The organism is Qipengyuania vulgaris (assembly GCF_009827325.1).
GTDB lineage: Bacteria > Pseudomonadota > Alphaproteobacteria > Sphingomonadales > Sphingomonadaceae > Qipengyuania > Qipengyuania vulgaris.
On record NZ_WTYC01000003.1, the window covers coordinates 23,842 to 50,106 of the forward strand.

The following is a 26,265-nucleotide window of genomic DNA, read 5'->3' on the forward strand; positions in this document are numbered from 1 at the left end:
AGACCCCCGGAATAGCTTGACGAATCGCGGATTGGGCGCCAATTGGCCCGCGCTTTGCAGTTCCGTTTATGCGGGTCTGCCAGACAATACGCATCCCCAAGATGCGACAAACTCGAGCAAACGGACATCAAGCCCATGAAGGCTCTCACGAAGATGACCCAGTCGGCGAAGCCGGCCGAGGTCGAAAAGGAATGGCATATCATCGACGCCGAGAATCTCGTCGTCGGTCGCCTCGCCGCGATCATCGCCAACATCCTGCGCGGCAAGCACAAGCCGAGCTACACGCCGCATGTCGATTGCGGCGACCACGTCATCGTCATCAATGCCGACAAGGTGAAGTTCACCGGCAAGAAGATGGATGACAAGATCTATTACAAGCACACCGGCCACCCCGGCGGCATCAAGGAAACCACCCCGAACAAGGTTCTGGGCGGGCGTTTCCCCGAGCGCGTCCTGGAAAAGGCCGTGCAGCGCATGATCCCCCGTGGCCCGCTGGGCCGCGACCAGATGCGCGCGCTCCACCTCTACAACGGCACCGAGCATCCGCATGACGGGCAGAAGCCCAAGACGCTCGACGTTGCTTCGATGAACCGCAAGAACAAGGCTGTTGCATGATGGCTGACGAAACCAAGAACGACACCGTCTCGGATCTCGCCGATCTGAAAGACATCGCTTCCGACGCGCCGCAAGGCGATTCGGCAGACATCGCCGCCAAGGCCGACGTTCCCCTGCGTGAGCAGGAATTGGACGGCCAAGGCCGTGCTTACGCCACCGGCCGCCGCAAGGACGCCACCGCACGCGTATGGCTCGTCCCGGGCAGCGGCAAGATTACCGTCAACGGCAAGGACCAGGAAATCTATTTCGCACGTCCGACCCTGCGTCTCGTGATCGACCAGCCTTTCGCCATCACCGAGCGTCAGGGCCAGTACGATGTGATCGCCACCGTAAAGGGCGGCGGTCTTTCGGGCCAGGCAGGTGCGGTCAAGCACGGCATTTCGCAGGCGCTCACCAAATACGAACCGGCGCTCCGTTCGACGGTCAAGGCTGCCGGGTTCCTTACCCGAGACAGCCGCGTGGTCGAGCGTAAGAAGTACGGCCGTGCGAAGGCACGCCGCAGCTTCCAGTTCTCGAAGCGTTAATTCGCCGAGAGACGGATCTCAGGATTAACAGAAAGGGCGGTTCCGCAAGGAGCCGCCCTTTTTCATGTGTAGGCCGTGCACGACCGTTCCGCTTAGCGCTGCAGCATCATGATGCCCCAGGCCAGTGCCACACCCGCGAAGAAGAGCGGCCAGCTCCACCAGACATCATATTGATAGATCTCGGCGCGGAAGATGGCCAATTGGCCACCTTTCGAACCTTGGCTGCCGATGACCAGCGCCAGCACGCCTGTAAAAATCCCGCCAAGTGGGATTGCCTTGAAGAGTTCCATTCGCTCCCCCGAAAATGCTCCGGAATAGTCGGCGCGAATGATTGAGGAAGCGCAATTGCCCTTGGTTAATGCACCGGCGGATCAACCCGGGGCACCTGCCGGACCGGAGCTACCGGGTCGCTCGGCCCGCGCGGAGGCATGGCATCTTCGGGTACGTCGTCGATCTGCATTGCGCGAGTGTCGATGTCTTCGAGATTGCGGACGCGGACCCTCAGCGTCTCTCCGTCCCAATCGATTTCGTTGAAACTGGGCGGAGTCGAGCGGGTTCGCTTCGACAGCGTACCAGCGCCAATCATGCGCACCGGACCATCAACGGTGTTTTCCAGAATATCGAAAGCGTCGTGGACATGGCCGGACAACACCGCGGCAACGGGGCGTTTTGCGAGGGCGCGGAGCGCCTTGCCACCATTCTTCGTGAGCGCAGTTCCCTCTGTCCCGACTTCGCGCAAAGGATGGTGCACGGCAACCAATGCTTGTGTGCCATCGGGTAGTGAATCGATGGCGGCAAGACATTTCTCGAGTGCCGCGTCGGTCACCCACCCCTTGGACCAGTTAAAGCGTGGCTGGGCACGGACTGCTGTCTTGAGGGGCACAACCGCAAGACTGCCCAGATCGAGTTCTTTTTCGACCTTCTCCGCCATCCCGCGGAACCGCTTATAAGGTGAGAAAAAGCGTTCGATCGGATTGAAGTAAGGCATGTCGTGATTGCCCACTTCCACGGTGACAGGCGCGGTCAGCGAGTTGATCCAGTGCGTCGCCGCCCTGAATTCCCGGTGACGCGCCCGCATGGTGAGGTCGCCCGTAATCGCCACGGCATCGGGACGCTTCTCTTCGATCTCCTGCTTTACCCAATCGAGCGCTCGATTGTTCTCGAGCCCGAAGTGAATATCGGAGAGGTGGAAAATGCGCCGCGCGTCAGAAGCCATAGTGAGTCGCTAGCAGATCGACCTCGCAGGGGGCCACCGTGAACTTGGCCTTGGCGGGCAAGGTAGCCGGCTCTCCATCGATTAGTATCTTGAGCGGGGTTCCGTCGCGGGTTTCCAGCGTGACCTCGTCTACCAGGCCCAGCCGTGTATGCGGGCCTTCACGAAAGCTTCTGCGAAGCAACGCAAGGCTTTGCTGTAACACCTCGCTCGCACCTTCTGCGTGAAATGCGTCGAGCTGGAGCCCACGGTGGCTAGGAGTGAATTCTATCAGCGGATAACCTTCGTCGCGGCCAAGCGAAGGAGAGCAGCAACGTATCATCGATCCGCCGATCGTTTTCGCCCATGCCTCGCTCGTCCCCTCGGCCATCGCCGGAATGTCGAAATCGCGCATAGCTTCGCGGACGCTTGCCCAAGAGGTGCCCGGCCCGGCCAGCAAACCCGCCAGCGCGTCACCAGCCTCGCATCGAGCCATGAGGGGCCGGACTGGACGGGAAGCGCCCTGCGCCACGCGCTCGACGATCGTTTCGAGTTCCGCTTCGGGACCGTGCAGACGCTTGCAGAGGAGATTCATCGTACCGCCTGGCAGGACGATCACCTCACCGCCCCAACCACTGAGATTCGTGATTGCCGCATTCAAAGAACCATCACCGGTGAAGATCGCCAGTCGCCCGACCCCCGCAGCGTCCAAGTCTTGGGCACTCGGCAGTTCTTCATCGGGAAAACGAATCTTCCGCTCAATCTCGAAACCTTGCTGAAGACAATGCATCTCCAGCGCCTCGACCGCGGCATCACTGTTGCTGCCGCTTCGCGTGTTGACGAGCAGCCAGATCGGTTTGTCTTTGAGCATGCTGCAGAAGCGCGCGCTTGTCGGGGAGGTTCCCGCCGCTCAAATTCGTCCGGACAGAAGGAGCCAGCCCGTAGCGAAATTCAGTATGCTGTAGATGCCGTAAGCTATCGCCATCCCGGGCCAACCGTTTCCGGCCAGCAACATGGCTGCGAGCAGAATGAGAAACTCGAACCAGAGCGAAAAACGTCCGCCCCCAGAGCGGTAAAAGCCAGGAAGTGCATCCAGCATTGGGTGGCGGCTTTCAAGCACTGCCTTGTGTACGGCGAAATTGCCGATCCCCAATATGAAAAGGGCGAAAAGCACCATGACCCCAAGGTAGGTATGCCGCTCGCCGATTGCCAATCGCGTTTAGTCGGCGATTCTCCGCATTCCATCAAAATTCTCAATCCGCCGGTCGAGTGATACGTGAAATTACAGTTGTAGCTGTGCAATACAGTTTGGGCGGCGGGCCCAATACTTCAGTCCCCCAGACCTCGGGTCCGCCGCAAACCGGGAGAATGTGTCATGAAAGCGATTATCGCCGCCGCCGCACTCGGAAGCATCGGACTACCGGCCACCGCGCAGGAAGTTCGCTTCGAAGTACAATATCGTGACCTCGACCTGACTACGGCCGAAGGTCAGGATAGGCTTGAGAAGTGGATCGAGACTGCGGCTCGCAAGGCTTGCGGGTTAGATGCTCATGCCACGGGCACTCGCATCCGATCACGGCAAGCGCAGGGATGCGTAACTGAATTGCGGGCCAAGGCACGCGCGCAATTCGCCGTCATCGTTGCGAGCGAAGGAAAAGGCGGCTGACAAAACAGTCCGCCCGCCTTGCGCCTCGGCCGGATTGCAGTCCCCCGGCCGGGGCGCTCTTTGTTGATCAGCGCCCTGCCATCGCCTTGACCTTCGGCAGATAGGTCCGGCCGATGCGCAGCGCTTCACCACTCTCCACTTCGGCCGACCAGACTCCGAGACCGTCGTGGCGAAGGCCTTTGATACGATCCTTTCGCAAAATTGTGGATCGATGGATGCGGATGAAATTGTCCGGATCGAGGCGCTTTTCGAGGCCCGCAATGGTCTGAAGCAGCAAATAACTACGGTCCTCTACATGCAGGCGTACGTAATCGCGCTCTGCATCGATCCGCGACACTTCCTGCGTGTCTATGCGGATCAGTTCACTCCGGTGAGGAATCCAGAGTTCTTCCAGCCATTTGCTGTCTTGCGGCCCGCCCTCACCGCGACGCGCCAAGGCGCGCTGGATGGCGCGATCGAGGCGTTCAGGCTTGACGGGCTTGAGGACGTAGTCGACCGCGTCGAGATCGAAAGCCTCGACCGCATAATTGTCATGGGCGGTGACAAAGACCACCGCCGGACTTGGCGTCTGCTTGGCGAGCGCCCTCGCAACTGACAGGCCGTCGACTTCGGGCATGGTCATGTCGAGCAGGATCAGGTCGGGTTTGAGCGCCTCGACGAGACGCAGTGCCTGCGCCCCGTCGCTTGCTGTGCCAACGACATGGAGATCATCCATCTTGGCGCAAATTACCTGCATACGCTCGACCGCTAGCGGTTCGTCGTCCACGATCAGCGTGCGTAGCCTGCTGTCTTCGTCGTCAACCATGTCTCACCATCGGTAACCTGAGTTCGGTTTCGTATCCGTCGAGCGATTGCCCCGACGTTATAGATGCTTCTCGTCCAAATCGAGCCTCGAGCCGGTCGCGAACATTGGCGAGCCCGATCCCAAAACCGCCTGAGTGCCCGCTTGGCGAACCGGGGCCGTCATCGCTCACACGCAGGACCAGGCGGCCATACTCTTCGCGGGCCACGATGCTGATCGTGACGGGCCTGCTGCTTGCCGATACTCCGTATTTTACGGAATTTTCGACCAGCGGCTGCAGGATCATGCCAGGCACCTGCAACTGCGCCAGTTCAGCGGGCAGATCGACACGCGTCTTCAGCCGTTCGGGAAAGCGGACCGCTTCGATCTCGAGATAGTGTTCCTGCAGATCGATCTCGTCCTCCAGACTCACGTCGCCGGTGGAATCGTCTGCCAGCGAGTTGCGATAGAAGCGGGATATCGACTGGATCATCTGCTCCGCGCGATCTTCCTTGCCGGTCAGCACCAAGGCAGAGAGCGAGTTGAGCGTGTTGAAGAGGAAGTGCGGGTTTACCTGATAGCGCAGGCTGCGCAGCTCGGCAGCCTTCGCTGCACTCCTGAAGCGCTCACCGCGCCGTTCGGCAGCGCGAGCACGGGCACCGGCCACGATGGCAAGGTAAAGTGCGGCCCATGCCAGAAGGAGGAAGTATCGGCTCAGCGCAAGATCGGTCAGTCGGCGCCAATAATCCGCCAGTGTCGGCGCGGGCTCGATGACGATAGATGTCGGCGCGGAGGAACGTGCACCGCCTTCCTGCACTCCCGCTGCCGTCATCTGACCAGGGATGTCGAGCAGGAGGTTGCCCGATTCGTCGCGGCGGATGTTCAAACCGCGTTCTTCGCCAATCTTCTGGCGAACCTGATCCTCGATCGGCGCGAAGATCATGGTGTTTATTTGCGCGATAGCGAGCGAGGCGGGCACCGCAGCCACGATCGCCACGGCAACTTTGATGCCGAGGCTGCGATCATCGAACAGCCGCAAGAACAGCCAGAGGAGGATCGTGATCCCGCCTCCGGCAACGCAAACAATCACGCGGCGCCACAGCAGTTCGTCCTGTAGCTCCAGCCCGACGACTGCTCCGCGTGCGGTGATCAACAGGAAGTACGCCACCCACAGGCCGAGGATGGAAAAAAGCACGACCTTGGCTGGTACGCGCGGCGATTCCGAATGCATCAGGGATTCACTGTCCAAAACAGGCTGTTTCTGCACCGCACGGCCACGAATGACCAGCGCCGCCATCGACGACGCTAGGGCGTTGGTCGAGAGGGGCAGCTATTCGGCGGGTTCAACCTGACCGTTCGCTATTTTCTCGCGCCAGCGCGCCGGGGCAAGCGTATGGACGTTGTTTCCTTGCGCATCGACCGCCACGGTAACGGGCATGTCCTGCACCTCGAATTCGTATATCGCCTCCATGCCCAGGTCACCGAAAGCCACCACTTCGGCACCCTTGATCGCACGGCTGACAAGATAGGCAGCGCCGCCCGTCGCCATCAGATAGGCGACCTTGAAGCGGCTGATCACCTCCACCGCGTCATGCCCGCGTTCGGCCTTGCCGATCATCGCGAGCAATCCGAGATCGAGCATCATCTCGGTGAACTTGTCCATCCGCGTTGCGGTGGTGGGGCCCGCGGGACCGACGACTTCGCCCATTACCGGATCGACGGGGCCGACGTAATAGATCGCGCGGCCCTTGAATTCGACCGGCAGTTCCTCACCATTCTCAAGCATATCGTGGATGCGCTTGTGGGCTGCGTCGCGGCCGGTCAGCATCTTGCCCGACAGCAGCAGGCGGTCGCCATGCTCCCAGCTGGTGACCTGCTCGGGGGTGAGATTGTCGAGATCGACCTTCTTCGCAGCCGCGTCGGGCTGCCAGGTCACGTCGGGGTATTCCTCGAGCTTGGGGGGTTCGAGATAGGCCGGGCCCGAACCGTCGAGCGTGAAATGCGCATGGCGCGTTGCGGCGCAGTTGGGGATCATCGCCACCGGCTTGCCCGCCGCGTGACAGGGTGCATCGAGAATTTTGACGTCTAGAACGGTGGAGAGGCCCCCCAGGCCCTGCGCGCCGATGCCCTGCGCATTGACGGCGTCGAAGATGTCGATGCGCAGCTGCTCGAGGTCGGACTGCGCGCCACGTTGCTTGAGCTGGCCCATGTCGATCGGCTCCATCAGGCTCAGCTTGGCAAGCTTCATGCAATGCTCTGCCGTGCCGCCGATGCCGATGCCGAGCATGCCCGGCGGACACCAGCCTGCCCCCATCGAAGGAAGCTGTTCGACCACCCAATCGACGATATTGTCCGACGGGTTCATCATCTTGAACTTCGACTTGTTCTCGCTGCCGCCGCCCTTGGCCGCGACGTCGATGTCGATCGTGTCGCCGGGCACCATTTCTACCGACAGGACGCAGGGTGTGTTGTCGCGGGTGTTGCGGCGAGTAAAGGCCGGATCGGCAAGGATCGAGGCGCGCAGCTTGTTGTCCGGGTGGTTGTAGGCCTGACGCACGCCTTCATCGACCACTTCCTGCAAGCTGCGCTGCGTGTCGAGACGGCAGTTCATCCCCCATCGGACAAAGACGTTAACGATGCCCGTGTCCTGGCAGATCGGACGGTGGCCTTCGGCGCACATGCGGCTGTTGGTGAGGATCTGCGCGATCGCGTCCTTTGCTGCCGGCCCCTGCTCCGCTTCGTAGGCTACTCCCAGCGCGCGGATGTAATCCATTGGATGATAATAGGATATGTACTGGAGCGCGTCCTTCACGCTCTCGATCAGGTCTTCTTCCTTGATTACGGTCATGTCGCTCATCGCTGCGCGTTCCCATGTTGCAGATTTGCGCTCCCCGATAGGCGGCTTACCGGCCATCGGTCAAAGCGCTTGGAAGCAAAAGGTCTTGCGCCTAAGGCAACGGGGAGCTTGCAAAGCCGTGTTATAGATGTAATACAGCGTTCGGATTTATCATGACCACCACAAAGACTCGCCCCGACTACACCGCCGCCCGCAAGGCGATGATCGACAGCCAGCTGCGCACCAGCGGCGTCAACGAAGCTTTCGTACTCGAGCGCATGGGCACCGTCCCGCGCGAAGATTTCGTGCCCGAAGGCGCAAAGGGCACGGCCTACATGGACCGGGCGATCCGGCTCGGAGATGGAGGTTCGCTGCCTGCACCCGTTTTTCATGGTGCCATGCTGGCCGAAGCCCGGCCTACCAAAAATGACAGCGTCCTCGTGATCGATGGCGGCAGCGGATATCTGACCGCATTGGTCGAACCGCTTGTGGCTTCGGTCAAAACCATATCACCGTCCGAGGCTCTCAAGGCGAAGAAGGGCGACTATTCTCTCGTTCTCGTCGATGGTGCCATCGAACATGTGCCGGCAAATATGGCGAAATTGGTGGCTGAGGGCGGCAGGATCGTGACCGGGATCGTAGAGCGCGGAGTTACCCGCATCGCCACAGGGCGTAAATCTGGCAATGCCCTTGCTTTGCTGCCTCTCGCCGAAATGGGAGTGCCGCGCATGGGCGCGTTCGACAAGCCGGAGAGCTGGAGTTTCTGAATGCTTAGGGGAGGGGTCGTGAAATACCTGAAGGTTTCGGGCAGTCTTATCGCGCTCGCGCTCGTTGCGGCTCCTGCATCCGCAGATACGCTGCAGGAAGCGCTGACCGACGCGTATTTCAACAATCCCAATCTCGAGGCGGCGCGCGCAGGACTGCGTGCGACCGACGAGAACGTCCAGATCGAACGGTCCTCCGGCCTTCCCTCTGCCGAAGCGAATGCCAATGTCACCGAATTCATCAAGCAGCGGTCGACCAGCTTTTTCACTCCCGAGCGAGCGCTCACTGCCGGAATAGATCTCGGCGTGCCGATCTATTCGGGCGGGGCGGTGAAGAATTCGGTGCGGGCTGCGAAGGAGCGGGTAGATGCTGGCCGGGCAGATCTTCGTGCCACGGAAAGCGCGATCTTCACCCAGGTAGTGGCCGCCTATATGGATGTGCTGCGCGGCCAGGCGCTCGTATCCCTGTCGGCAAATCAGGTCGACGTTCTCTCAATCGATGTCGAGGCCACCAGCGATCGTTTCGAAATCGGCGATCTGACCCGCACCGATGTGGCCCAATCCGAAGCGCGTCTCGCCCTGGCGCAAGGTGATTTGCGGAGTGCCGAAGCAAATCTGATCGCGGCGCGGGAAGACTATATCGCCCTCGTTGGCGAGGCACCGACCGATTTGCAGGCCCCGCCCCCGCTTCCGGGTTTGCCGGACGACGTGACCACTGCTGTCGACGTCGCCCTGGAAAACAATCCCGACCTCATCGCGGCACGCGAATTCGCGCAGGCCGCAGGTTACGATATCGAAGTGGCCGGTTCCAGCCGGCTCCCCACCGTTTCGGTCTTTGCCGGATATGATTACGACAATTACCTCGGCAGTGTCGCGGATGGCCCGCTCGATCCTACGGACCCGGGTAGTCCTGTCGTCCCCAGCGACCAATCGGCCACAGCCGCCTCTGCGGGTGTGTCTCTGCGTATTCCGCTGTTTCAGGGTGGGCGGCCCGCAGCATTGCAGCGTCAGGCGACTGCCCGCGCGACCGCCGCGCTGGAGCAAGTCATTGCCGCAGAGCGCGACGTGATCGCCCAGGTCAGGTCGGCCTATTCGAGTTGGCAGGCCTCTCTTGCAATCATCGAAAGCTCCCAGAGCGCCGTATCGGCTGCCGAACTGAGTCTGGAAGGCGTTCGCGCAGAAAATTCCATCGGGAATCGCACCATCCTGGATGTACTGAACGCCGAACAGGAATTGCTTCAGAGCCGCGTCCAATTGGTGACCGCGCGGCGCAATGCCTATGTCGCGGGCTTTTCCCTTCTGGCTGCCATGGGCCGTGCAGAAGCGCGGGATCTGGGCCTGGCGGACGAGGGCGTCCTCTACGATCCGATCGACAATTACGAACGCGTGAGCGGCCGCATCTGGGATTGGGATCGGGACCCCGCTCCTCAGGCTACCAGCACCAGCACGGTAGGCGTGGACGCTCCCACGGCGGAAATTCCCGAGATTGTCGAGCCGGAAGATACCCCTTAACACTGGCGCAGTCCCGATTCGGGATCACGACATAAGCAAGGTAGGGCGCGCATGCAGAATCACGGCGAACCATCGGTCGATGAAATACTCGAATCGATCAAGAAGGTGATCGCGCGGGATTCGGAAGTCCGAGCCGAGGTGCCGCAGCGCCGCCGCAACCTGATCGCGGGCGGGGCCGAACCGGTCGATTCCGACGAGGCGGAAGACGTCCTCGAGCTCGGAGCAGGTCTCGGAGAGGAACTCATAATCGAGGACGATGCCGGTCTCGACGCCGTCTATGGCGAGGAACCGGGCGAAGGCGAGGACGAGGGGCTGATAACCGACGCCACGCGAAGTGCGATGCAGCAGAACTTCGCTGCGCTCACCATGCTGTCCAAGCCCGGCAAGCAGCCCCAGATCGTCCGACAGGGCGAGACTTCGCTCGAAGGGCTGGTGCGCGACATGCTGCGCCCGATGCTTTCCAAATGGCTCGATGAAAACCTGCCCGGCATGGTCGAAGACCTCGTCAAGGCTGAGATCGCCCGGATCGCCGGGAAGAAGCGCTAAACCCCTTACCTTGCGCACGGTTGCGCGCTACACCGCGCAGCCATGACAGCACGCAACAGGGTCGCATTCCCGCTCGCCAGCGCATTTGCGCTTTTCGCCACGCCGCTTGCCGCGCAGGACTCCGCCGAGCCAATGCAGGCCGAGGACCTGGTGACGATGCCGCGCCTCGGCAGCCCGAGTGTCGCGCCCGACGGGTCCATGGCAATCTATTCCGTCACAACGACGGACAGCGAAACCTTCGAACGCTCCGGGCAGATGTACCTGCGCTCGCTCGCGAATGAAGACGCGGCACCGATTGCGCTCGATCTGGAAGGAAGCAGTGCGAGCTTCGCTGGCGACGGCTTGCTCTACTACATGGCAAGCGATGCCGACGGCGAAACCATGCAGGTCTGGCGGGCGCGTGTTGGCGCAAACGGGGCGATCACGGGCAAGAGACAGGTGACCGATGTCGCTCGCGGGGTGAACGGCTTCAAGGTTGCAAACTCCGGAACGAGGATCGCGATCTGGACGGACGTGGCACGCAGCTGTGTCGAATTGTCGTGCGACGATAGCGTCAAATCCTACCTGCCCGGCCCGGGAGACGCGCGTCTGTACGAAGGCGACGGAGGTTTCTATCGCCATTGGGACAGCTGGGAAACGCCGGGGACCTATAGCCGCGTGTTCACCGCCGATCTGGTGAATGGCGTGGCCGGGAGCCGCTTTACGCCGGCCGATGGACCGCTTGGCGCAGGTGGTCCGCAGGGCGATACCCCGACCATGCCGTTCGGCGGCGGTGAGGATATCGCCTGGGCGCCCGATGGGTCCGCCCTGTATTTCGTGGCGCGCGAAGGCGGGGCAAACGAACCCTATTCGACCAATCTCGATATCTGGCGGTCCGATCTTTCCGGTGCGGCCCCGATCAACCTGACCGATGCCAATGAAGCGCTCGACGCGATGCCGAAACCGTCGCCCGACGGGCAGTATCTCGCCTATGTCGCGATGACGCGACCGGGCTACGAGAGCGATCGGCAAGTGATCATGCTGCGCGATCTTCAGAGCGGCGTAACCACCGCACTGACCGCCGATTTTGACCGCAGCTTCGGTTCGCTCGCCTGGACACCCGATTCGCGCTGGCTGGTCGCAACGGCGCAGGACGTTCTCGACACCCCGGCCTACCGCATCGATCCGCGCAGCGGCTCCGTCGAAGAGCTCGACCTGATGGCGGGCAACGAAGCCCATATCGGCAATGTCGCACCGCTGGCGGACGGAAACTTGCTCTTCACTCGCGATTCCATCGGCGCACCCGCCGAGATGTTCCTGTCGAGCGATTGGGGCCAGGCGGAACCGCTCACGCAGGTTGCCAGTCCCACGGTTGGCAAGTTCGCACCGGTAGCGGTCGAACGGTTCAGCTTCCCCGGCGCAAATGGCGACACGGTTTGGGGCCAGATCACCAAGCTGGAAGGGCAAACCGGCAGGATGCCAGCCATCCTGTACGTCCACGGCGGACCTCAGGGTTCCTTCAACGACGGCTGGTCCAGCCGCTGGAATCCGCGCGTCCTCGCAAGCCAGGGCTATGCGGTGATTTCCGTCGATTTCCACGGCTCGACCGGATACGGGCAAGCCTTCACCGACAGCATCAATCGCGACTGGGGCGGCAAGCCGCTCGAAGACCTCCAGCTTGGCCTTGCGGCGGCGCTCGAGCGAGACAGCCAGATCGACGGCAGCCGTGCCTGTGCCATGGGGGCAAGCTACGGCGGCTACATGATGAACTGGATCGCAGGCAACTGGCCCGACCGGTTCGACTGCCTCGTGCAGCATGACGGCCTCTTCGATATGCGCAGTTTCTATTTCACGACCGAAGAACTGTGGTTTCCGAAGTGGGACTTCGGCGGCAGCTATTCCGAAAACAGCGAACTTTACGAGCGCTGGAACCCGGTGAACCATGTCGACAAATGGGAGACCCCGATGCTCGTCGTCACCGGCCAGAAGGACTTCCGGGTTCCCTATAGCCAGGGACTGGCCAGTTTCACCGCATTGCAGGAGCGCCAGATTCCGAGCCAGCTGCTTGTCTTCCCGGAAGAAAATCACTGGGTGCTCGGCGCGAAAAACTCGCTGCAATGGCACAACACGGTCTTTTCCTGGCTCGACCGCTGGCTGAAGCCGGATGAGTAAGAAGGGCCTCGCAAAGGCCGAAAACGCACTCTCCAAGATCGGCGGCGAGACGGTCGAACGCCAGATCTTCCTCTGCGCGGTCAGCGAAAAGCAGAAATGCTGTTCGCGCGAGGAGGGCAAGGCTGCCTGGGCCTATTTGAAGAAACGGCTCAAGGAGCTGAAGCTGGTCGGACGCGGCGAAACCATCCAGCGAACCAAGGCCGACTGCCTGCAAATCTGCGCGCACGGACCCATCGCAGTCGTATGGCCGGAGAATGTCTGGTACCATTCCTGCACCGAGGAAGTGCTCGAAGCGATCATCCAGCGGCACCTTATCGGCGGCGTTCCGGTGGAAGAGTACCGCCTGCGGGGGTCGGAGGAAGCTTAGTCTTCGTCGTTCCTGTTGTCCGGCAGGCGGTTGTCGACCGCTTCGTCATGCCCCGTTCCCGAGGACAGGAATACCAGTCCCATCAGCGCGCCGGTCAGCAACATCGTGAAGCCGATGCCCAGCGCGGTCGCGATGTAGAAATGCACCGACACATCCTCGAACTTCCATAGCAACGCCATGGCGATTGCGACGAGGCCGACCGTCAGCAGGAACAGGAAACGCATTATCCTGCGATAACGCGCCCAGGCGTAAGCGGCTGCCTTGGGATCGTCGAGTGGTGATTTGTCTGCCATGCCCGCTCTAATGGCGCGCCGAGAGCAAGCTTTCAACGGGGAGGCTGTGCCCGGCTGGCCAATTTGTGATATCGATGGCATTCTGGAGCGCGCAACAAGAGGAGGCAGGCATGAACATCGGGAAACTTATCGAGGGTCGCACGAGTGCAGACATTATTTCGATCGATGTCGACCGGCCGGTCCGCGATGCGGTCAGCCTGCTCGCCGCCAAACGCATCGGTGCCCTTCCGGTAATGGCCGGCGGGTCCGTTGCAGGGATTTTTTCCGAACGCGACGTGATTTATCGTCTGGCCGAAGAAGGACAGGCCTGTCTAGACAAGCCGGTCGGCCAAGTGATGACGTCCCCCGCCATTACTGCCAATCGCGAGACGGCAATCCTCGATGCACTGGCACTCATGACCAAGCGGCGAATTCGCCACCTGCCAATCCTCGACGGGTCGGCGATGTGCGGCTTCATATCCATCGGAGATCTCGTGAAGGCGCGCCTCGACGAGATACAACACGAAGCCGAAGCCATGCGCGAATATATCCGCACTGCTTGAGCCCGGGCCCCACACTTCCTACATCGCCAGCATGGCCGAAATGCTCACCCTCACCCAAGCCGCTGCGAAGCGCGTTGCCACCATTGCCCAAAAGCAGGCAAAGCCGGCAATCCTTCGCCTGTCAGTGGAAGGCGGGGGATGCTCCGGCTTCCAGTACAAGTTTGATCTTGCCGAAGGTGCGGAGGAAGACGACTTGGTCAGTGACACCGATGGCGTTCGGCTCGTCGTCGATCCCATAAGTCTCGATCTTGTGGCGGGAAGCGTAGTGGACTTCGTCGAATCGCTTGGCGGTGCCGCTTTTCGGGTCGAAAATCCCAACGCAGCCGCCGGATGCGGCTGCGGTTCCAGTTTCGGGATTTAGGTTAGACCCGCGACGCTGCTTGGGGCATGGACCGATCCATGCGTATTGCCAGCTTCAACATCAACGGAATCAAAGCCCGCCTGCCGCGGCTGCTCGAATGGCTCGAGGAAACCCGTCCAACCGTCGCCTGCCTGCAGGAGATCAAGACGATGGACGACGGCTTCCCGGCCGAAGAATTCGAGAAGATCGGCTATCAGGCCATCTGGCATGGCCAGAAAAGCTTCAACGGTGTCGCAATTCTTGCCGACGGAGTGAAGCCGATCGAAGTCAAACGCGGGCTGGGCATCGATGGACCGAAGGACGGCGAGGGCGAGCAGGCGCGATACATCGAGGCAGAGGTGAACGGGGTCCGCATCTGCAATCTCTACCTGCCCAACGGGAATCCGCATCCTGGTCCGAAATTCGATTACAAGCTCGCCTGGATGGAATTGCTGCGCGATCGCATGCGCACCATCTGGGATGAGGAGGTCCCTGCTGTGGTTCTAGGCGACTATAACGTGATTCCGGAAGACAAGGACGTCTGGTCGCCCAAGGCTATGGCCGGCGACGCGCTGATGCAGCCGGAATCGCGCAATGCCTACCAACGAATGCTGTCCGATGGCTGGACCGACGCGATCGAGACGCTCAACCCGCGAGGAGGCGTGTGGACCTATTGGGATTATCAGGCCGGTGCATGGCAGCGCGACCACGGGTTCCGGATCGACCACTTGCTGCTTTCGCCAGAGCTGGCCGACCGGATGATCGCTGCCGGTGTCGACAAGGAATGTCGCGGCCGGGAGAAGGCCAGCGACCACACACCGGTCTGGGTCGAAATTTCCGATTGATGTAACAACGCGGAAGGGCCGCCGCTTGGTAGCGACGGCCGCTTGGCAATTGGCGCATTCAATCAGCGATAGAAGATGTGCGTATCGATGGTCGCGCGGGCGACTTTCTTGCGAGCCCAGCTGGGCCTTACATATTTCGCGTGAAAATAGAGCGAATCGTCTGCTTCGCTATCCCACAGGCCCTGGTGCGCAATCCGCGCGATAGCGGTGGCGCGCTTCCATGCATCCGATCCAGTCTTGATCCGCGGCATCGTGCCGCCGCGAACGAAGCTGAACTGTGCGCGCTGGTAGACCACGCCGCAATAGCTGGAAGGAAAGCTGCTGGATTCGCTGCGGTTGATGACGACCTGAGCCACGGCCAGTTGGCCGGAAAGCGGTTCACCGCGCGATTCGAAATAGACTGCGCCGGCAAGGCAGCGCATCTCATCGGAAAGTTCACCCGAAGCCGGCATTTCGGCCACGAGTTCGCGCAGGCTGTCCGCCTGCGACACGTTTCCTGTAAATTCTGCTGTAGCTTCCTCGGGAAGCTCCTGGACCACTTCTTCGCTGACGAAGACCGGAACCACCTCTTCGGTGAGGGCGGCTTCTTCGGTGGTGGTCTCTACGGTCGCTTCAGCGACCTCTGCGCCGGTTTCTTCCGCACCGGCAAACGTTGCAATCATAGTCGCGGCGGCAGCCGCAATACCAAAAAGTGATTTACGCATGATCCCGCTTATCTGGGCGGTGAGTAGCTGCGCAGGCTGGGATCCGATGCGCGTTATGTGCGTCTTTAAACTTGGATCCGTTAACGGGCCTGCCGCTTGCTCCCCGTCTGCGCGCTAGTCCGTCGACACCATTGCCAACTCGACCGCCTGCGCATCGAAGCTGGCGGGCCAAATAGTCTCATTTGAAACCGTGTCAAGTTAACGGTGGCCTGGATCTATCAGTCGTTCCACATCGGGACCGTCCAATTCCAGGAACCAGCAATCCGGATCCTGACGCTGCCTTTTGGCCACATATTCGTCGAATTCTCTAGTGTTTTCGTCGTCTTGTTCGCGAATGCATACGAAGGCCCGTGAACCATCCATCTGCGGCATCCGCTCCCATAAACGGGTATTTTTGCCACCATTCGTGGTTAATATCGCCAGCGTTCCAGCATCGCGTTCGCCCTTCTGCAAAACCATTCCGAAACCTCCGAGGGCTTGGACGAGTTTGAGCAATCCCGCGACTTCCAGGTGTGCCGGAAGTCTTTGATCGGCCGTCACGCGGTATATCCCGGTAAGCTCGAGAGCGGGATGCGGGATTTCATAAAGGTGCCGGTGCCGCGGCCAATTTCCTCACCTTCGGAATCGACGAGCTTCGATTCGGCTACGAAGACCCGGCGCCTGCCGCTGACCCAGCGCCCCTCCGCCACGACTTTCCCTTCGCGGACCGGCTTCGTGAAGTGAAGATTGAACGAGGTCGTTAGCAGGAACCGGTCGGTCACCAGCGTATTTGCGGCGTAGAAGGCGGCATCATCGAGCATCTTGAAATAGATCGTTCCGTGCGCCGCACCTGCAGCGTGAAACGCCGATACGGTGACTTCGAACGTAATTCGTGCCGACCCTTCACCGGTGACTTCGAGAGACGAATCGAAGAGCGCATTGACCGGGGCAGAAGAATAAAGGCCTTCGAGCGCACGCCAATGAAGTTCGGCTCCGCTGCCTGCCGCTCCGCCCATCGTCGCTCTCGATTCCCTATTCAGCTTCGGGGCTCGACCCAGCCGATCGAACCATCCGCACGTCGATAGACCATGTTGTGCACCTCGGTCGCCCCGTTCTTGAACAGCAGCGCATTGCCATTCTGAAGGTCCAGCAGCATGACCGCGTCGGCCACCGAGCATTCGGGGATCATGGCACTGGTTTCAGCGATAACCGGCGGGCTGTCATGCTCGACCTCGTCTTCATTGTCGGCCTCGGGCGCGGCGAAGATCGTATAGGCGGCTTCCTGTTCGCGCATTGCATGGTCGGCCTGCTCGTGCCGATCCTTGATCCGGCGCTTGTAGCGGCGCAACTGCTTTTCGATCTTTGCGGCCGCCTGGTCGAAAGCCTGGTGGACATCATGAGCCTCGGCATGACCCTTCAGGACCAGTCCCTGCATGACGTGCGTGACGATGTCGGAAGAAAATGCGCCGCCTGCCGCCTTGCCGAAAGTGACATTGGCCGAAATGGCGCGATTGAAATACTTCTCGACGATGCCCTGCATTCGGTCCTCGACATGGGTCTGCAAGGCTGCGCCGGTGTCGATCTGGTGGCCCGAAACACGGATATCCATAAAGTCTTTCTCCTTATATCGCGCCCCGATTTTCCTATCGTCCGGATCGGTCAGTCCAGAATGCGCGGGCCTTGACCTTACCCCCAGAGAGGATTTTCGATCCCGGCCATGAACTGCCTGTGCCGAAGGAGTTCTTCAGCCGTCGGAGCGTGGGGCCGTGGTTCGCGTCGCGGTCCTTCCGGAGCCCTGCGTACCGCGATCAGATCCGCAGTGGCAAATGAATTGGCCGTTTCGGCCGCAAGTTCCAGTCCGATCTGGCGACCACCCTTCAGTTCGACATAGACCTGGGCAAGCAGCTCGGCATCGAGCAGGGCGCCGTGCTTCACGCGGTGACTGCGGTCGATTCCGTAGCGGGTGCAGAGTGCATCGAGCGAAAGCTTGGCTCCGGGATGACGCTTCTTGGCCAAGGCTACCGTATCGATCATCCGGGTCATGCAGACCGGCTCGCATTGGCACAGCGTCAGTTCGGCGTTGAGAAATCCGAAATCGAACCCGGCGTTGTGCGCGATGAGGGGAGCATCGCCGATAAATTCGAGGAGTTCGCGAAAGGTTTCCCGAAACAGCGGCTTGTCGGCAAGAAAAGCGCTCGAAAGACCATGCACCGCCTCTGCGCCCGCAGGCATGTCACGCTCTGGATTGTAATAGGCGTGGTAAGTTTTCCCGGTGGGGACGAGATTGAACATCTCGACGCAGCCGATTTCCACCATCCGGTCACCCGTCTTCGGGTCGAGGCCGGTGGTTTCGGTGTCGAAAACGATTTCACGCATCGGGTAATCTATCGGACGCGCGGACGAAGATTACAAGGGCAGTTCGCCAGCTATCTCGGTGTGCAGCAGCTCGATCAGAGCGATGACCTCGCGCTCGGTTTCCGCGAGCGGCTGGCCGGTATCGATGATGTAATCGGCCCGTTGGCGCTTTTCGGCGTCCGGCGTCTGAAGCGAAAGGATGTGGGCGAATTTTTCTGGCGTCATGTCCGGCCGGGCCAACACGCGGAGGCGCTGGACTTCGGCGGGGGCCGATACGACCACAACGCGGTCGACGGCGTTGTGCCCACCCTTCTCGAACAATAGGGGGATATCGAAGACGACGAATGGTGTTCCGTAATGTTCGAACAGGAAAGCCTCGCGCTCCTTCGCGACGGCCGGATGTACGATCGCTTCCAAACGGGCGAGCGCGCGTTTGTCGCCGAAAACCTGGTCTCCCAGCTTGTCACGCAGGACACCATCCGTCCCGGTACTACCAGGAAATGCAGCCTCTATTTGCTCGACCAGTCTGCCACCCGGTCCCTGCATGGCGCGTACTTCGGCATCGGCATCGAAGACAGGCACGCCAGCCGCCTCGAACATGGCGGCAACGGTAGACTTCCCCATGCCAATGGAGCCGGTAAGGCCGAGGGTGAGGGGCTTGGTCATGCGATCAACCTTTCCCGCAGTTCGGCATCGAACTCGCGAGGCGGACGTACTCCGAAGAAATGCACGAATGCCTCAGCGGCCTGGCCGATCAGCATGGCGAGCCCATCAATGGTCTCGAACCCCGCTTCTCGCGCAGTTCTGAGGAAATCCGTTTCGACGGGATCGGTGACAATATCATATGCGATCGAGCCGGGCGGGGCATGGCTCCAGTCGAAGGCAAGCGGCGGCTGGCCGCGCATGCCCAAGGGGCTGGCGTTGACGACCAGATCGCAGCAGCCTTTGCGGTCGTCGAAAGCGAAGTCGGTCGGCTCGGCAAAATGAGACAACGGGGTAACGTGGTGCTCGCCTTGGCTCAATTCATTCAGCAGTGCCTGGGCTTTGTCCGGATCGCGGCCTGCCAACACGAAGGTAAAACCGGCTTCATCCAATCCGGCCACGATTGCCCGCGCGGCACCGCCTGTTCCCAGCACTCGCGCCATGCGGAAATAATGCTGGCGGCCCAGACGCTGTTTCAAGGGCTCCAGGAATCCTGCAACATCGGTGTTGCGCCCCGCCAACGCCCCGTCTCGGCCGCGGTGCACTGTATTCACCGCAGCCACCTGTTTCGCCAGATCATCCAGCCCATCGAGCAGTGGAATGACCGCCTGCTTGTGCGGCATGGTGACATTGCATCCGCGCCAGGACGGATCCCCCCTGCGATCCGTCAGATAATCGGCCAAGTCTTCGGCAGCTACGTGATGAGCCCGATATGCAGCATCGAGACCCAGTTTCTCGATCCAGAATCCGTGGATCGCAGGCGATTTCGACTGTGCAATCGGATCGCCGATCACTTCCGCATAGGGAGTCACGCCAGGAGCACGCCTTCTTCGCGAAGCGCGGCGAGCACCTGAAGCAGCGGCATCCCGAGCACCGTAAACTGATCACCCATGATGCTTTCGAACAACTGGACGCCTGGTCCCTCGATCCGGAACACGCCGACGCAATAGGAAACTTCGGGCCACTCGGCGCGGAGATAGGCTTCGATGAACTCGTCCGAGAGCTCTCGCACTCTTAGCCGAGCAAAATCAGAACCAACCCAGACGATGTGACCGCCTTTGGCTAATGCCGCGGCGCTATGAAGCGTCATCACCTTGCCCGAGGAGTAGCGCAGGTGTTCAACCGCTTGTTCGCGGCTGGTCGGCTTGTCGAATCTCCGACCATCTACCTCGACCAGCGAATCGCTTCCGAGGACGAGCCGCTCGTCCCGCACGGCGACTGCCTTGGCTGCAGCCAGAGCCTGAGCCACCTCCGCGGGATCGGCATCTTCCATCTCCACTTCGAGCCCGCGCTCGTCCACGTCTGCACCCATTGCTTCGAAGTCTACACCTGCCGCGCCAAGCATTGCTTTACGAGAAGCAGAATTGGACGCGAGCACGATACTGCGAACAGACAAGCCGGTCATATTGCCTTCACCCCTTCAAACAGATCGCCGTCGCGCGACTTGCGCTCTCCGAGTAGACGTATGATGGCAGCTGCCGTTTCCTCGATGGATCGACGGGTCACATCGATCACCGGCCAGCCGTTGTCTGCAAACATCCGGCGCGCGAAAGCGACCTCGTCCTTGACCTTTCGGTTGTCGACATACGATGTTTCGGTCTTTTCGTTGAGAGTTAGCAGACGGTTGCGGCGAATTTGGACCAGCCGTTCGGGCGCGGTGGTGAGGCCGACCACTAGCGGTTTCTTCAATTCGAAAAGTTTGGCCGGCGGCGGGCTTTCTACCACCAGAGGAATGTTGGCGACCTTGTAGCCGCGATTGGCGAGGTAGATGCTGGTAGGTGTTTTGGAACTCCGCGAGACGCCCGCCAGAACGATGTCTGCCTGCTCCCAGTTTTCCCAGGCGATGCCGTCATCGTGCGCGATGGTGAACTGGATTGCCTCCACGCGTTCGAAATAGGCCTTGTCCATTTGATGCTGCCGGCCCGGGCGACCATGTGCCTCTTGGCCAAGCGCTTTCTCGAGCGCCTCGGTTACTCGATCGAGAATGGGCACCGCAGGCAAGCCGTTTCGCGCGCAGACTTCCTCCAATCTCGCCCGTGCCTCCTGGTTCACGAGTGTGTAAAGAACGAGGCCCGGATTGGCGTTGAGTTCCGGGACGATACGATCGAGGTGTTGTCTACTCCTGACCATGGGCCAGAAATGGCGCACCACATTGGCATCATCGAACTGCGCCAGCGCCGCTTTAGCCAGCATTTCCAGCGTTTCGCCGGTACTGTCGGAAAGCAGGTGGAGATGGATGCGATCGGTAATAATTCCTCTCCATGTGGGTGTGGACAGTCTTGGGATAAACCACGGCACAGGTCTGCCGACAAGTTCGGGGATGAATTCGCTCCCCACTAAGAGTCAGGCAAGGGGGTGATTCCCGCACACCAAATGCGAAGTTGTGCGCAGGCTGGGGACAGCGGGGAGAAGTTTGACTCGACTCAAACAGTCAGCCGATTCGGGTTGCGCCAACCGACCCTTTCCACGCCGGGATAAATAGGGCAGTAGCAGCTTGTGCCCGATATCCACAGGGCCAACAGACTCCATCAAACCTTATATATACTTAGTATTATTGGACTCCTGAATGCCCGGTCTCCTTCTCGATACGCTGAACGGCAAGCGCGCTACGCAGGTCCCACTCTGGCTCATGCGCCAAGCGGGACGGTATCTTCCCGAATATCGCGACCTTCGCGCGCGAAAGGGCGGATTTCTCGCAATGGCTTACGATAGCGAGGCAGCGTGCGAGATTACCATGCAGCCGATCGATCGGTTCGGTTTCGACGGGGCAATCCTGTTTTCCGATATCCTGATCGTTCCTCACGCGCTTGGTCAGAAGCTTGAATTCCTGGCGGGAGAAGGACCGAAACTCTCACCCCCACTTGTCGACCGTTCGCTCGATGAATTGACTCGCGATCCTTCGCGCTACCTGCCGATCTACGAGACCGTTCGGCGGTGCCGTCAACGGCTTCCGGAAGGTGTCACTATGTTGGGCTTTGCGGGAAGCCCTTGGACTGTTGCAACTTACATGATTGCGGGTGAAGGCAGTCACGACCAGCACGACGCCCGTGCCTTGGCCTATCGTGATCCCGAAGCGTTGCAGGTGATCATCGATGCGATAGTTGATGAGACGATCGTCTATCTGTCGGGACAGATCGAGGCTGGTGCCGAAGCAGTTCAGCTCTTCGACAGTTGGGCGGGCAGTCTGGCCCCCGACGAATTCGAGCGCTGGGTAATCGCGCCCAATGCACGGATCGTGGCGGCCCTAACGGAGAAGCATCCCGAGGTTCCGGTAATCGGTTTTCCGAAGGGATCGGGCGAGAAACTGCCTGCCTATGCCCGGGAGACTGGTGTGAAGGCCGTCGGCATCGACGAGACGCTCGATCCCGTGTGTATAGCACGAGAACTCCCTGAAAACATGCCGGTGCAGGGGAACCTGGATCCCCTTCTCCTGCTGGCGGGATCGGACCATCTGGAGAAGCGGGTAAAGATAATACTCGAAGCATTTGCCGATCGTCCGCACGTTTTCAATCTCGGTCATGGAATCGACCGCCGCACGCCGATCGAGCACGTCGAGCGGCTTATCGCGGCTGTGCGCGGCTGGCGGGGATGAAATTCCCGGATCGATCCACTAAGTCGCGGCCATGCAGGATATGCTTTCGATGATCTATCTCTGGCTCAAGGCCGGCCATATCATTTTCATGGTATTCTGGCTGGCGGGCCTGTTCATGCTTCCACGCCAGATGATCTATCTGCATCCCGCCAGCCCGGAATCGGAGGAATCTGCACTCTGGGCCAAGCGAATGGGCCTCCTGCGCAAGGTGATCCTCACGCCCAGTATCATCGTGGTGTGGATTCTGGGCCTGCTGCTGGCCCAAACCGTGCACGCATGGGGTGAGGGGTGGTTACACGCCAAATTGCTGCTTGTCGTCGTTCTGAGCGGCTTCCACGGGTATTTGGTTGCTCAATCGAAGAAGATGGCCGCGGGGAAGCGTCCGCTGAGCGAGAAACGGCTCCGGTTGCTGGGCGAAGTGCCCGGAATACTGCTTGCGTTGATCGTGGTTCTCGTGGTGGTAAAGCCGTTCTGAACCTCCATCCATCGCTTTGCCGATTGACGCCGGCTTCGCACCAAATTATTTGAAGCTCACCTACCGGCTAATGGCCCCTAGCATCAGCAAGGGCCGGGTCCGCTTTCTCCAAGCCCATACCGACCTGCCGGCCACCCACATTTGAATTCGAGAATAATAATGCATCTCAAGGACTTGAAAGAAAAAGCGCCTGCAGACCTCGTGGCCATGGCCGAGGAACTGGGCGTCGAAGGCGCGTCGACCATGCGTCGGCAGGACCTGATGTTCTGCATCCTTCGCGAACTGGCCGAAGACGAAGAGTACGAAGAAAAGATAATGGGCATCGGCACCATTGAGGTGCTGCAGGATGGTTTCGGCTTCCTGCGCAGCCCCGAGGCGAACTATCTCGCCGGTCCTGACGATATCTATGTCTCGCCCAATCAGGTCCGCAAATGGGGTCTTCGCACCGGCGATACGGTCGAAGGTGAAATCCGCGCTCCCAAGGAAGGCGAACGCTATTTCGCCCTGACCAAGCTCTACAAGGTCAATTTCGACGATCCCGATGCGGTCCGCCATCGTACCAATTTCGACAACCTCACGCCGCTTTATCCGGACGAGAAGCTGTCGCTCGATACGCTTGACCCGACGGTCAAGGACAAGTCCGCACGGGTGATCGACATTATCTCGCCGCAGGGCAAGGGCCAGCGTGCCCTGATCGTCGCCCCTCCGCGTACCGGTAAGACGGTGCTGCTGCAGAATATCGCGAAAGCCATCACGGACAATCATCCGGAGGTCTTCCTCTTGGTCCTGCTCGTCGACGAGCGCCCGGAAGAAGTCACGGACATGCAGCGCAGCGTGAAGGGCGAGGTGATTTCCTCCACCTTTGATGAACCTGCCAACCGACATGTCCAGGTTGCCGAAATGGTGATCGAAAAGGCCAAGCGTCTCGTCGAACACAAGCGCGACGTGGTCATCTTGCTCGATTCGATCACGCGCCTCGGCCGCGCTTACAACACCGTGGTGCCCAGTTCGGGCAAGGTGCTGACCGGCGGTGTCGATGCCAACGCCCTCCAACGCCCGAAGCGTTTCTTCGGTGCAGCGCGTAACATCGAGGAAGGCGGTTCGCTCTCCATCATCGCGACCGCGCTGATCGATACCGGCAGCCGCATGGACGAGGTCATCTTCGAGGAATTCAAGGGCACGGGTAACAGCGAAATCGTGCTCGACCGCAAGGTGGCGGACAAGCGTATCTTCCCGGCACTCGATGTGGGCAAGAGCGGAACCCGGAAGGAAGAGCTGCTGGTCGAGAAGGACAAGCTCTCCAAGATGTGGGTCCTTCGCCGCATCCTCATGCAGATGGGTACAATCGATGCGATGGAATTCCTGCTAGACAAGATGAAGGATTCCAAGACCAACGAAGATTTCTTCGCCACGATGAACCAGTAAACGGTCCACACGTAAGGGATAAGAAAGACCGCCGGCATCGCGCCCGGCGGTCTTTTCATATCAGCTTTTCATCGTCTCGAGCATGGCGGCCATTTGCTCCCACACCTTGTTCATCGCTTTCAAGGGTCGCACCATCACTTTGAAATCTGAGATCATTCCATTTTCATCGAAGCGGATGATGTCGACGCCATTGACGTGAACACCATCCATTTCCGTGGTGAACTCGAGCATGGCATTCTCGCCATCGACCACTTCGCGGATATATTTGAAGCTGTCGTTTCCGAGAGTTTGCCCCGCAGCGGCAAGATAGGCGACCACGAGTCCGCGGCCTTGCTGGGGTGTATGGACCACGGGTGAATGGAAGACTGCGTCTTCGCGGATAATGGCAGAGAGTTCGTCCCGTCGATTGCCGTTCTCGACGACGGAGTGCCAGCGTTTCAATCCCTGTTCTGCGGACATGTTACGTCTCCGAAACTGTGTGCTTGGGCAGCTGCCCAGTCCCTTGCATATTGGGTTGTTTTTGGATCGGAAAGCAGCTGCTCCCCTTCGATGAAACCATAGATATTGTCGATGGTATCGCTTCGTGCTGAATTCAGTCGTTCGGATATGTGGCAAGGCTCGATTTGCCAGGGATTTTCGAGACCCATGGCTACAACCATCTCGCGCAAGGCATGAAGCGTATGGCGCTGGAAGCGGGCAACGCGTTCGGCTTTCGTCGGTACGACCAAGCCACGCTGTCTGGTCACGTCCTGGGTCGCAATGCCGGTAGGGCAGCGGTCCGTATGGCATTGCATCGACTGAACGCATCCGAGCGCGAACATGAAAGCGCGGCCAGCATTGCACCAATCTGCGCCGAGACCGAAATTCATCGCGAGGCCGGCGCCCGAGTGGACCTTCCCCGCAGCCGCGATTTTGATTTCGTCCTTGAGTCCGGTTCCCACAAGCGCATTGCGCACTAGGATCAGCCCTTCGCGGAGCGGCATGCCCACACGGTTGGAGAATTCCACCGGAGCAGCGCCGGTACCGCCCTCTGCGCCGTCTACTACTATGTAATCGAGGCGAATCCCGGTTTCGAGCATAGCCTTGCAGATTGCGAAGACCTCATGCGGCTTGCCAACGCATAATTTTATGCCAACCGGTTTACCGCCAGACAATTCGCGCAGTTCTGCAGCCCACTCAAGCAGTTCGATCGGGGTCGAGAAGGTAGAGTGAGCCGCTGGAGAAATGACATCCCGTCCTTGGGGGACACCCCGGGTTTCGGCGATTTCCTTTGTTACCTTGGCTCCCGGAAGCACGCCGCCGTGGCCGGGTTTGGCTCCTTGGCTGAGCTTTACTTCGATCATTTTGACTTGGGCTTCCCGAGCAGTTTCGGCAAACTTGCCTGCGTCGAAGGAGCCATTGCTGTCGCGGCAGCCGAAGTATCCGCTGCCGATTTCCCATACGAGGTCGCCGCCATGCGATCGATGATACCGCGACAATCCACCTTCGCCGGTATCGTGGTAGAATCGGCCTGCGGCAGCTCCTTTGTTCAGAGCCATGATTGCATTGGCGGATAGCGATCCGAAGCTCATCGCCGAAATGTTCAGGAGAGACGCGGAGTAGGGCTGAGAACATTGGCTCGATCCTACGTCGACCCGCCATTCGTGCGGCGCCTGCTCGTTCGGTACGATCGAATGGGCGAGCCACTCGTATTCATCCGAATAAACATCGAGTTCGGTACCAAACGGGTGGGAATCGAGCTGCCCCTTTGCGCGGGCATAGACGAGACTGCGCTCGTCATGATTGAAGGGACGACCTTCGAGATCCCCTTCGACGACATAGGCCCGGGCAAAGGGACGCAGGTCTTCCATGATCCACCGAATGCGCGCCACCAACGGATAGTTACGCCTAAGTGTATGTTTGCGCTGAAAGAAATCCCATATTGCGGTGATTAGCAGGGGTACAGACAGCGCCAGGCCCCAACGCAGCCACGAAACCGCAGTGAACAGAATAGTAAGCGCGAGAAGTGAAAGCGGTACCCCGAAGCGAGTGAGCAGTTCGGCGGAATCTCGCCACTTTG

At 60.1% G+C, this 26,265-nt stretch carries 33 protein-coding genes; 14 read left to right on the forward strand and 19 right to left on the reverse strand.

Features of this window, described 5'->3' with window-relative positions:
• Positions 1-135 precede the first annotated feature (135 nt).
• Both rplM and rpsI read left to right on the forward strand, forming a co-directional pair.
• Positions 136-615, forward strand: coding sequence for a 50S ribosomal protein L13 (gene rplM / locus GRI69_RS06870; protein WP_160727538.1), 480 nt, complete (start codon positions 136-138; stop codon positions 613-615).
• Entirely contained in the window at positions 615-1,139 is a 525-nt protein-coding gene (gene rpsI / locus GRI69_RS06875) for a 30S ribosomal protein S9 (RefSeq protein ID WP_160727539.1), read from the forward strand. Before rplM ends, rpsI begins: the two co-directional genes overlap by 1 nt.
• Positions 1,140-1,231: 92 nt before the next feature.
• Here rpsI and GRI69_RS06880 read toward each other — a convergent pair whose 3' ends face one another.
• The 4 genes from GRI69_RS06880 to GRI69_RS06895 all read right to left on the reverse strand — a co-directional run bounded on the left by GRI69_RS06880 (position 1,232) and on the right by GRI69_RS06895 (position 3,505).
• Positions 1,232-1,429, reverse strand: coding sequence for a hypothetical protein (locus tag GRI69_RS06880; RefSeq protein ID WP_160727540.1), 198 nt, complete (start codon positions 1,427-1,429; stop codon positions 1,232-1,234).
• Positions 1,430-1,494: 65 nt separating this feature from the next.
• A complete protein-coding gene (locus GRI69_RS06885; protein WP_160727541.1) occupies positions 1,495-2,355 on the reverse strand; it encodes a metallophosphoesterase family protein in 861 nt (286 codons plus the stop codon).
• Positions 2,345-3,202, reverse strand: coding sequence for a diacylglycerol/lipid kinase family protein (locus GRI69_RS06890; protein ID WP_160727542.1), 858 nt, complete (start codon positions 3,200-3,202; stop codon positions 2,345-2,347). Before GRI69_RS06890 ends, GRI69_RS06885 begins: the two co-directional genes overlap by 11 nt.
• A 39-nt stretch (positions 3,203-3,241) precedes the next feature.
• On the reverse strand, positions 3,242-3,505 hold the full coding sequence (locus tag GRI69_RS06895; RefSeq protein ID WP_237452990.1) for a hypothetical protein: 264 nt from the start codon (positions 3,503-3,505) through the stop codon (positions 3,242-3,244).
• A 201-nt stretch (positions 3,506-3,706) separates the two neighbouring features.
• Between GRI69_RS06895 and GRI69_RS06900 the strand changes: the two genes are divergently transcribed.
• A complete protein-coding gene (locus GRI69_RS06900) occupies positions 3,707-3,997 on the forward strand; it encodes a UrcA family protein (RefSeq protein WP_160727544.1) in 291 nt (96 codons plus the stop codon).
• Between the two features lie 67 nt (positions 3,998-4,064).
• Here GRI69_RS06900 and GRI69_RS06905 read toward each other — a convergent pair whose 3' ends face one another.
• From GRI69_RS06905 to GRI69_RS06915, 3 genes are all read right to left on the reverse strand, one after another.
• A complete protein-coding gene (locus GRI69_RS06905) occupies positions 4,065-4,802 on the reverse strand; it encodes a LytR/AlgR family response regulator transcription factor (RefSeq protein ID WP_160727545.1) in 738 nt (245 codons plus the stop codon).
• Complete coding sequence (locus GRI69_RS06910) at positions 4,795-6,009, reverse strand: sensor histidine kinase (RefSeq protein WP_160727844.1); 1,215 nt, start codon at positions 6,007-6,009, stop codon at positions 4,795-4,797. Before GRI69_RS06910 ends, GRI69_RS06905 begins: the two co-directional genes overlap by 8 nt.
• A 99-nt stretch (positions 6,010-6,108) precedes the next feature.
• Positions 6,109-7,626: a fumarate hydratase gene (locus GRI69_RS06915; protein WP_160727845.1), complete on the reverse strand. Its 1,518-nt coding sequence runs from the start codon at positions 7,624-7,626 to the stop codon at positions 6,109-6,111.
• 161 nt (positions 7,627-7,787) lie between these two features.
• On the opposite strand from GRI69_RS06915, the gene GRI69_RS06920 reads away from it, so the two are divergent.
• Genes GRI69_RS06920 through GRI69_RS06940 form a run of 5 tightly spaced genes read left to right on the forward strand, consistent with a single transcriptional unit; the run spans position 7,788 to position 12,954 of the window.
• Entirely contained in the window at positions 7,788-8,381 is a 594-nt protein-coding gene (locus GRI69_RS06920) for a protein-L-isoaspartate O-methyltransferase family protein (protein ID WP_160727546.1), read from the forward strand.
• 18 nt (positions 8,382-8,399) lie between these two features.
• Positions 8,400-9,890 (forward strand): TolC family outer membrane protein, encoded by a 1,491-nt coding sequence (locus GRI69_RS06925; RefSeq protein ID WP_337191040.1) that lies wholly within the window; start codon positions 8,400-8,402, stop codon positions 9,888-9,890.
• A 51-nt stretch (positions 9,891-9,941) separates the two neighbouring features.
• Positions 9,942-10,436, forward strand: a complete 495-nt coding sequence (locus tag GRI69_RS06930) for a DUF2497 domain-containing protein (RefSeq protein ID WP_160727548.1) — start codon at positions 9,942-9,944, stop codon at positions 10,434-10,436.
• Between the two features lie 42 nt (positions 10,437-10,478).
• Complete coding sequence (locus GRI69_RS06935) at positions 10,479-12,587, forward strand: dipeptidyl-peptidase 5 (protein WP_160727549.1); 2,109 nt, start codon at positions 10,479-10,481, stop codon at positions 12,585-12,587.
• Positions 12,580-12,954: a (2Fe-2S) ferredoxin domain-containing protein gene (locus tag GRI69_RS06940; RefSeq protein ID WP_160727550.1), complete on the forward strand. Its 375-nt coding sequence runs from the start codon at positions 12,580-12,582 to the stop codon at positions 12,952-12,954. Before GRI69_RS06935 ends, GRI69_RS06940 begins: the two co-directional genes overlap by 8 nt.
• Here GRI69_RS06940 and GRI69_RS06945 read toward each other — a convergent pair.
• Complete coding sequence (locus GRI69_RS06945; protein ID WP_160727551.1) at positions 12,951-13,247, reverse strand: hypothetical protein; 297 nt, start codon at positions 13,245-13,247, stop codon at positions 12,951-12,953. The genes GRI69_RS06940 and GRI69_RS06945 overlap by 4 nt on opposite strands.
• Positions 13,248-13,357: 110 nt before the next feature.
• On the opposite strand from GRI69_RS06945, the gene GRI69_RS06950 reads away from it, so the two are divergent.
• The 3 genes from GRI69_RS06950 to xth are packed head-to-tail and all read left to right on the forward strand — an operon-like array spanning position 13,358 to position 14,974.
• Entirely contained in the window at positions 13,358-13,789 is a 432-nt protein-coding gene (locus tag GRI69_RS06950; protein WP_160727552.1) for a CBS domain-containing protein, read from the forward strand.
• Positions 13,790-13,820: 31 nt separating this feature from the next.
• Positions 13,821-14,150: an iron-sulfur cluster insertion protein ErpA gene (gene erpA / locus GRI69_RS06955; RefSeq protein ID WP_160727553.1), complete on the forward strand. Its 330-nt coding sequence runs from the start codon at positions 13,821-13,823 to the stop codon at positions 14,148-14,150.
• A 38-nt stretch (positions 14,151-14,188) separates the two neighbouring features.
• Positions 14,189-14,974, forward strand: coding sequence for an exodeoxyribonuclease III (xth, locus tag GRI69_RS06960; protein ID WP_160727554.1), 786 nt, complete (start codon positions 14,189-14,191; stop codon positions 14,972-14,974).
• Between the two features lie 62 nt (positions 14,975-15,036).
• Here the strand turns inward: xth and GRI69_RS06965 are convergent, their stop codons facing one another.
• The 9 genes from GRI69_RS06965 to GRI69_RS07005 form a co-directional block, all read right to left on the reverse strand.
• Positions 15,037-15,678, reverse strand: a complete 642-nt coding sequence (locus GRI69_RS06965) for a cell wall hydrolase (protein WP_237452991.1) — start codon at positions 15,676-15,678, stop codon at positions 15,037-15,039.
• A 198-nt stretch (positions 15,679-15,876) separates the two neighbouring features.
• A complete protein-coding gene (locus tag GRI69_RS06970; protein WP_160727555.1) occupies positions 15,877-16,218 on the reverse strand; it encodes a DUF1491 family protein in 342 nt (113 codons plus the stop codon).
• Positions 16,215-16,673 (reverse strand): PaaI family thioesterase, encoded by a 459-nt coding sequence (locus tag GRI69_RS06975; RefSeq protein ID WP_160727556.1) that lies wholly within the window; start codon positions 16,671-16,673, stop codon positions 16,215-16,217. The genes GRI69_RS06970 and GRI69_RS06975 overlap by 4 nt, the downstream gene beginning before the upstream one ends.
• 20 nt (positions 16,674-16,693) lie before the next feature.
• Positions 16,694-17,266 (reverse strand): ribosome hibernation-promoting factor, HPF/YfiA family, encoded by a 573-nt coding sequence (gene hpf / locus GRI69_RS06980; protein WP_160727557.1) that lies wholly within the window; start codon positions 17,264-17,266, stop codon positions 16,694-16,696.
• A 77-nt stretch (positions 17,267-17,343) separates the two neighbouring features.
• On the reverse strand, positions 17,344-18,033 hold the full coding sequence (gene dnaQ / locus GRI69_RS06985) for a DNA polymerase III subunit epsilon (protein ID WP_160727558.1): 690 nt from the start codon (positions 18,031-18,033) through the stop codon (positions 17,344-17,346).
• Positions 18,034-18,063: 30 nt separating this feature from the next.
• The gene (gene coaE, locus GRI69_RS06990; RefSeq protein ID WP_160727559.1) at positions 18,064-18,678 is read right to left on the reverse strand and encodes a dephospho-CoA kinase; all 615 of its coding nucleotides are present in this window, start codon (positions 18,676-18,678) and stop codon (positions 18,064-18,066) included.
• A complete protein-coding gene (locus tag GRI69_RS06995) occupies positions 18,675-19,526 on the reverse strand; it encodes a shikimate dehydrogenase (RefSeq protein ID WP_160727560.1) in 852 nt (283 codons plus the stop codon). The genes coaE and GRI69_RS06995 overlap by 4 nt, the downstream gene beginning before the upstream one ends.
• Positions 19,523-20,119, reverse strand: a complete 597-nt coding sequence (locus GRI69_RS07000; RefSeq protein WP_160727561.1) for a Maf family protein — start codon at positions 20,117-20,119, stop codon at positions 19,523-19,525. Before GRI69_RS07000 ends, GRI69_RS06995 begins: the two co-directional genes overlap by 4 nt.
• Complete coding sequence (locus tag GRI69_RS07005) at positions 20,116-20,907, reverse strand: pyruvate, water dikinase regulatory protein (protein ID WP_237453009.1); 792 nt, start codon at positions 20,905-20,907, stop codon at positions 20,116-20,118. The genes GRI69_RS07000 and GRI69_RS07005 overlap by 4 nt, the downstream gene beginning before the upstream one ends.
• Before the next feature lie 373 nt (positions 20,908-21,280).
• Between GRI69_RS07005 and hemE the strand changes: the two genes are divergently transcribed.
• The 3 genes from hemE (at position 21,281) to rho (ending at position 24,206) form a co-directional block, all read left to right on the forward strand.
• A complete protein-coding gene (gene hemE, locus GRI69_RS07010; RefSeq protein ID WP_160727562.1) occupies positions 21,281-22,306 on the forward strand; it encodes a uroporphyrinogen decarboxylase in 1,026 nt (341 codons plus the stop codon).
• Between the two features lie 31 nt (positions 22,307-22,337).
• Complete coding sequence (locus GRI69_RS07015; RefSeq protein WP_160727563.1) at positions 22,338-22,781, forward strand: CopD family protein; 444 nt, start codon at positions 22,338-22,340, stop codon at positions 22,779-22,781.
• A 159-nt stretch (positions 22,782-22,940) separates the two neighbouring features.
• Positions 22,941-24,206, forward strand: coding sequence for a transcription termination factor Rho (gene rho, locus GRI69_RS07020; protein ID WP_160727564.1), 1,266 nt, complete (start codon positions 22,941-22,943; stop codon positions 24,204-24,206).
• A 60-nt stretch (positions 24,207-24,266) separates the two neighbouring features.
• Here the strand turns inward: rho and GRI69_RS07025 are convergent, their stop codons facing one another.
• Together GRI69_RS07025 and GRI69_RS07030 are read right to left on the reverse strand one after the other, a co-directional pair.
• On the reverse strand, positions 24,267-24,665 hold the full coding sequence (locus GRI69_RS07025; protein WP_160727565.1) for a nuclear transport factor 2 family protein: 399 nt from the start codon (positions 24,663-24,665) through the stop codon (positions 24,267-24,269).
• Positions 24,644-26,197, reverse strand: coding sequence for an FMN-binding glutamate synthase family protein (locus GRI69_RS07030; protein ID WP_419957066.1), 1,554 nt, complete (start codon positions 26,195-26,197; stop codon positions 24,644-24,646). The genes GRI69_RS07025 and GRI69_RS07030 overlap by 22 nt, the downstream gene beginning before the upstream one ends.
• Between the last annotated feature and the right edge of the window lie 68 nt (positions 26,198-26,265).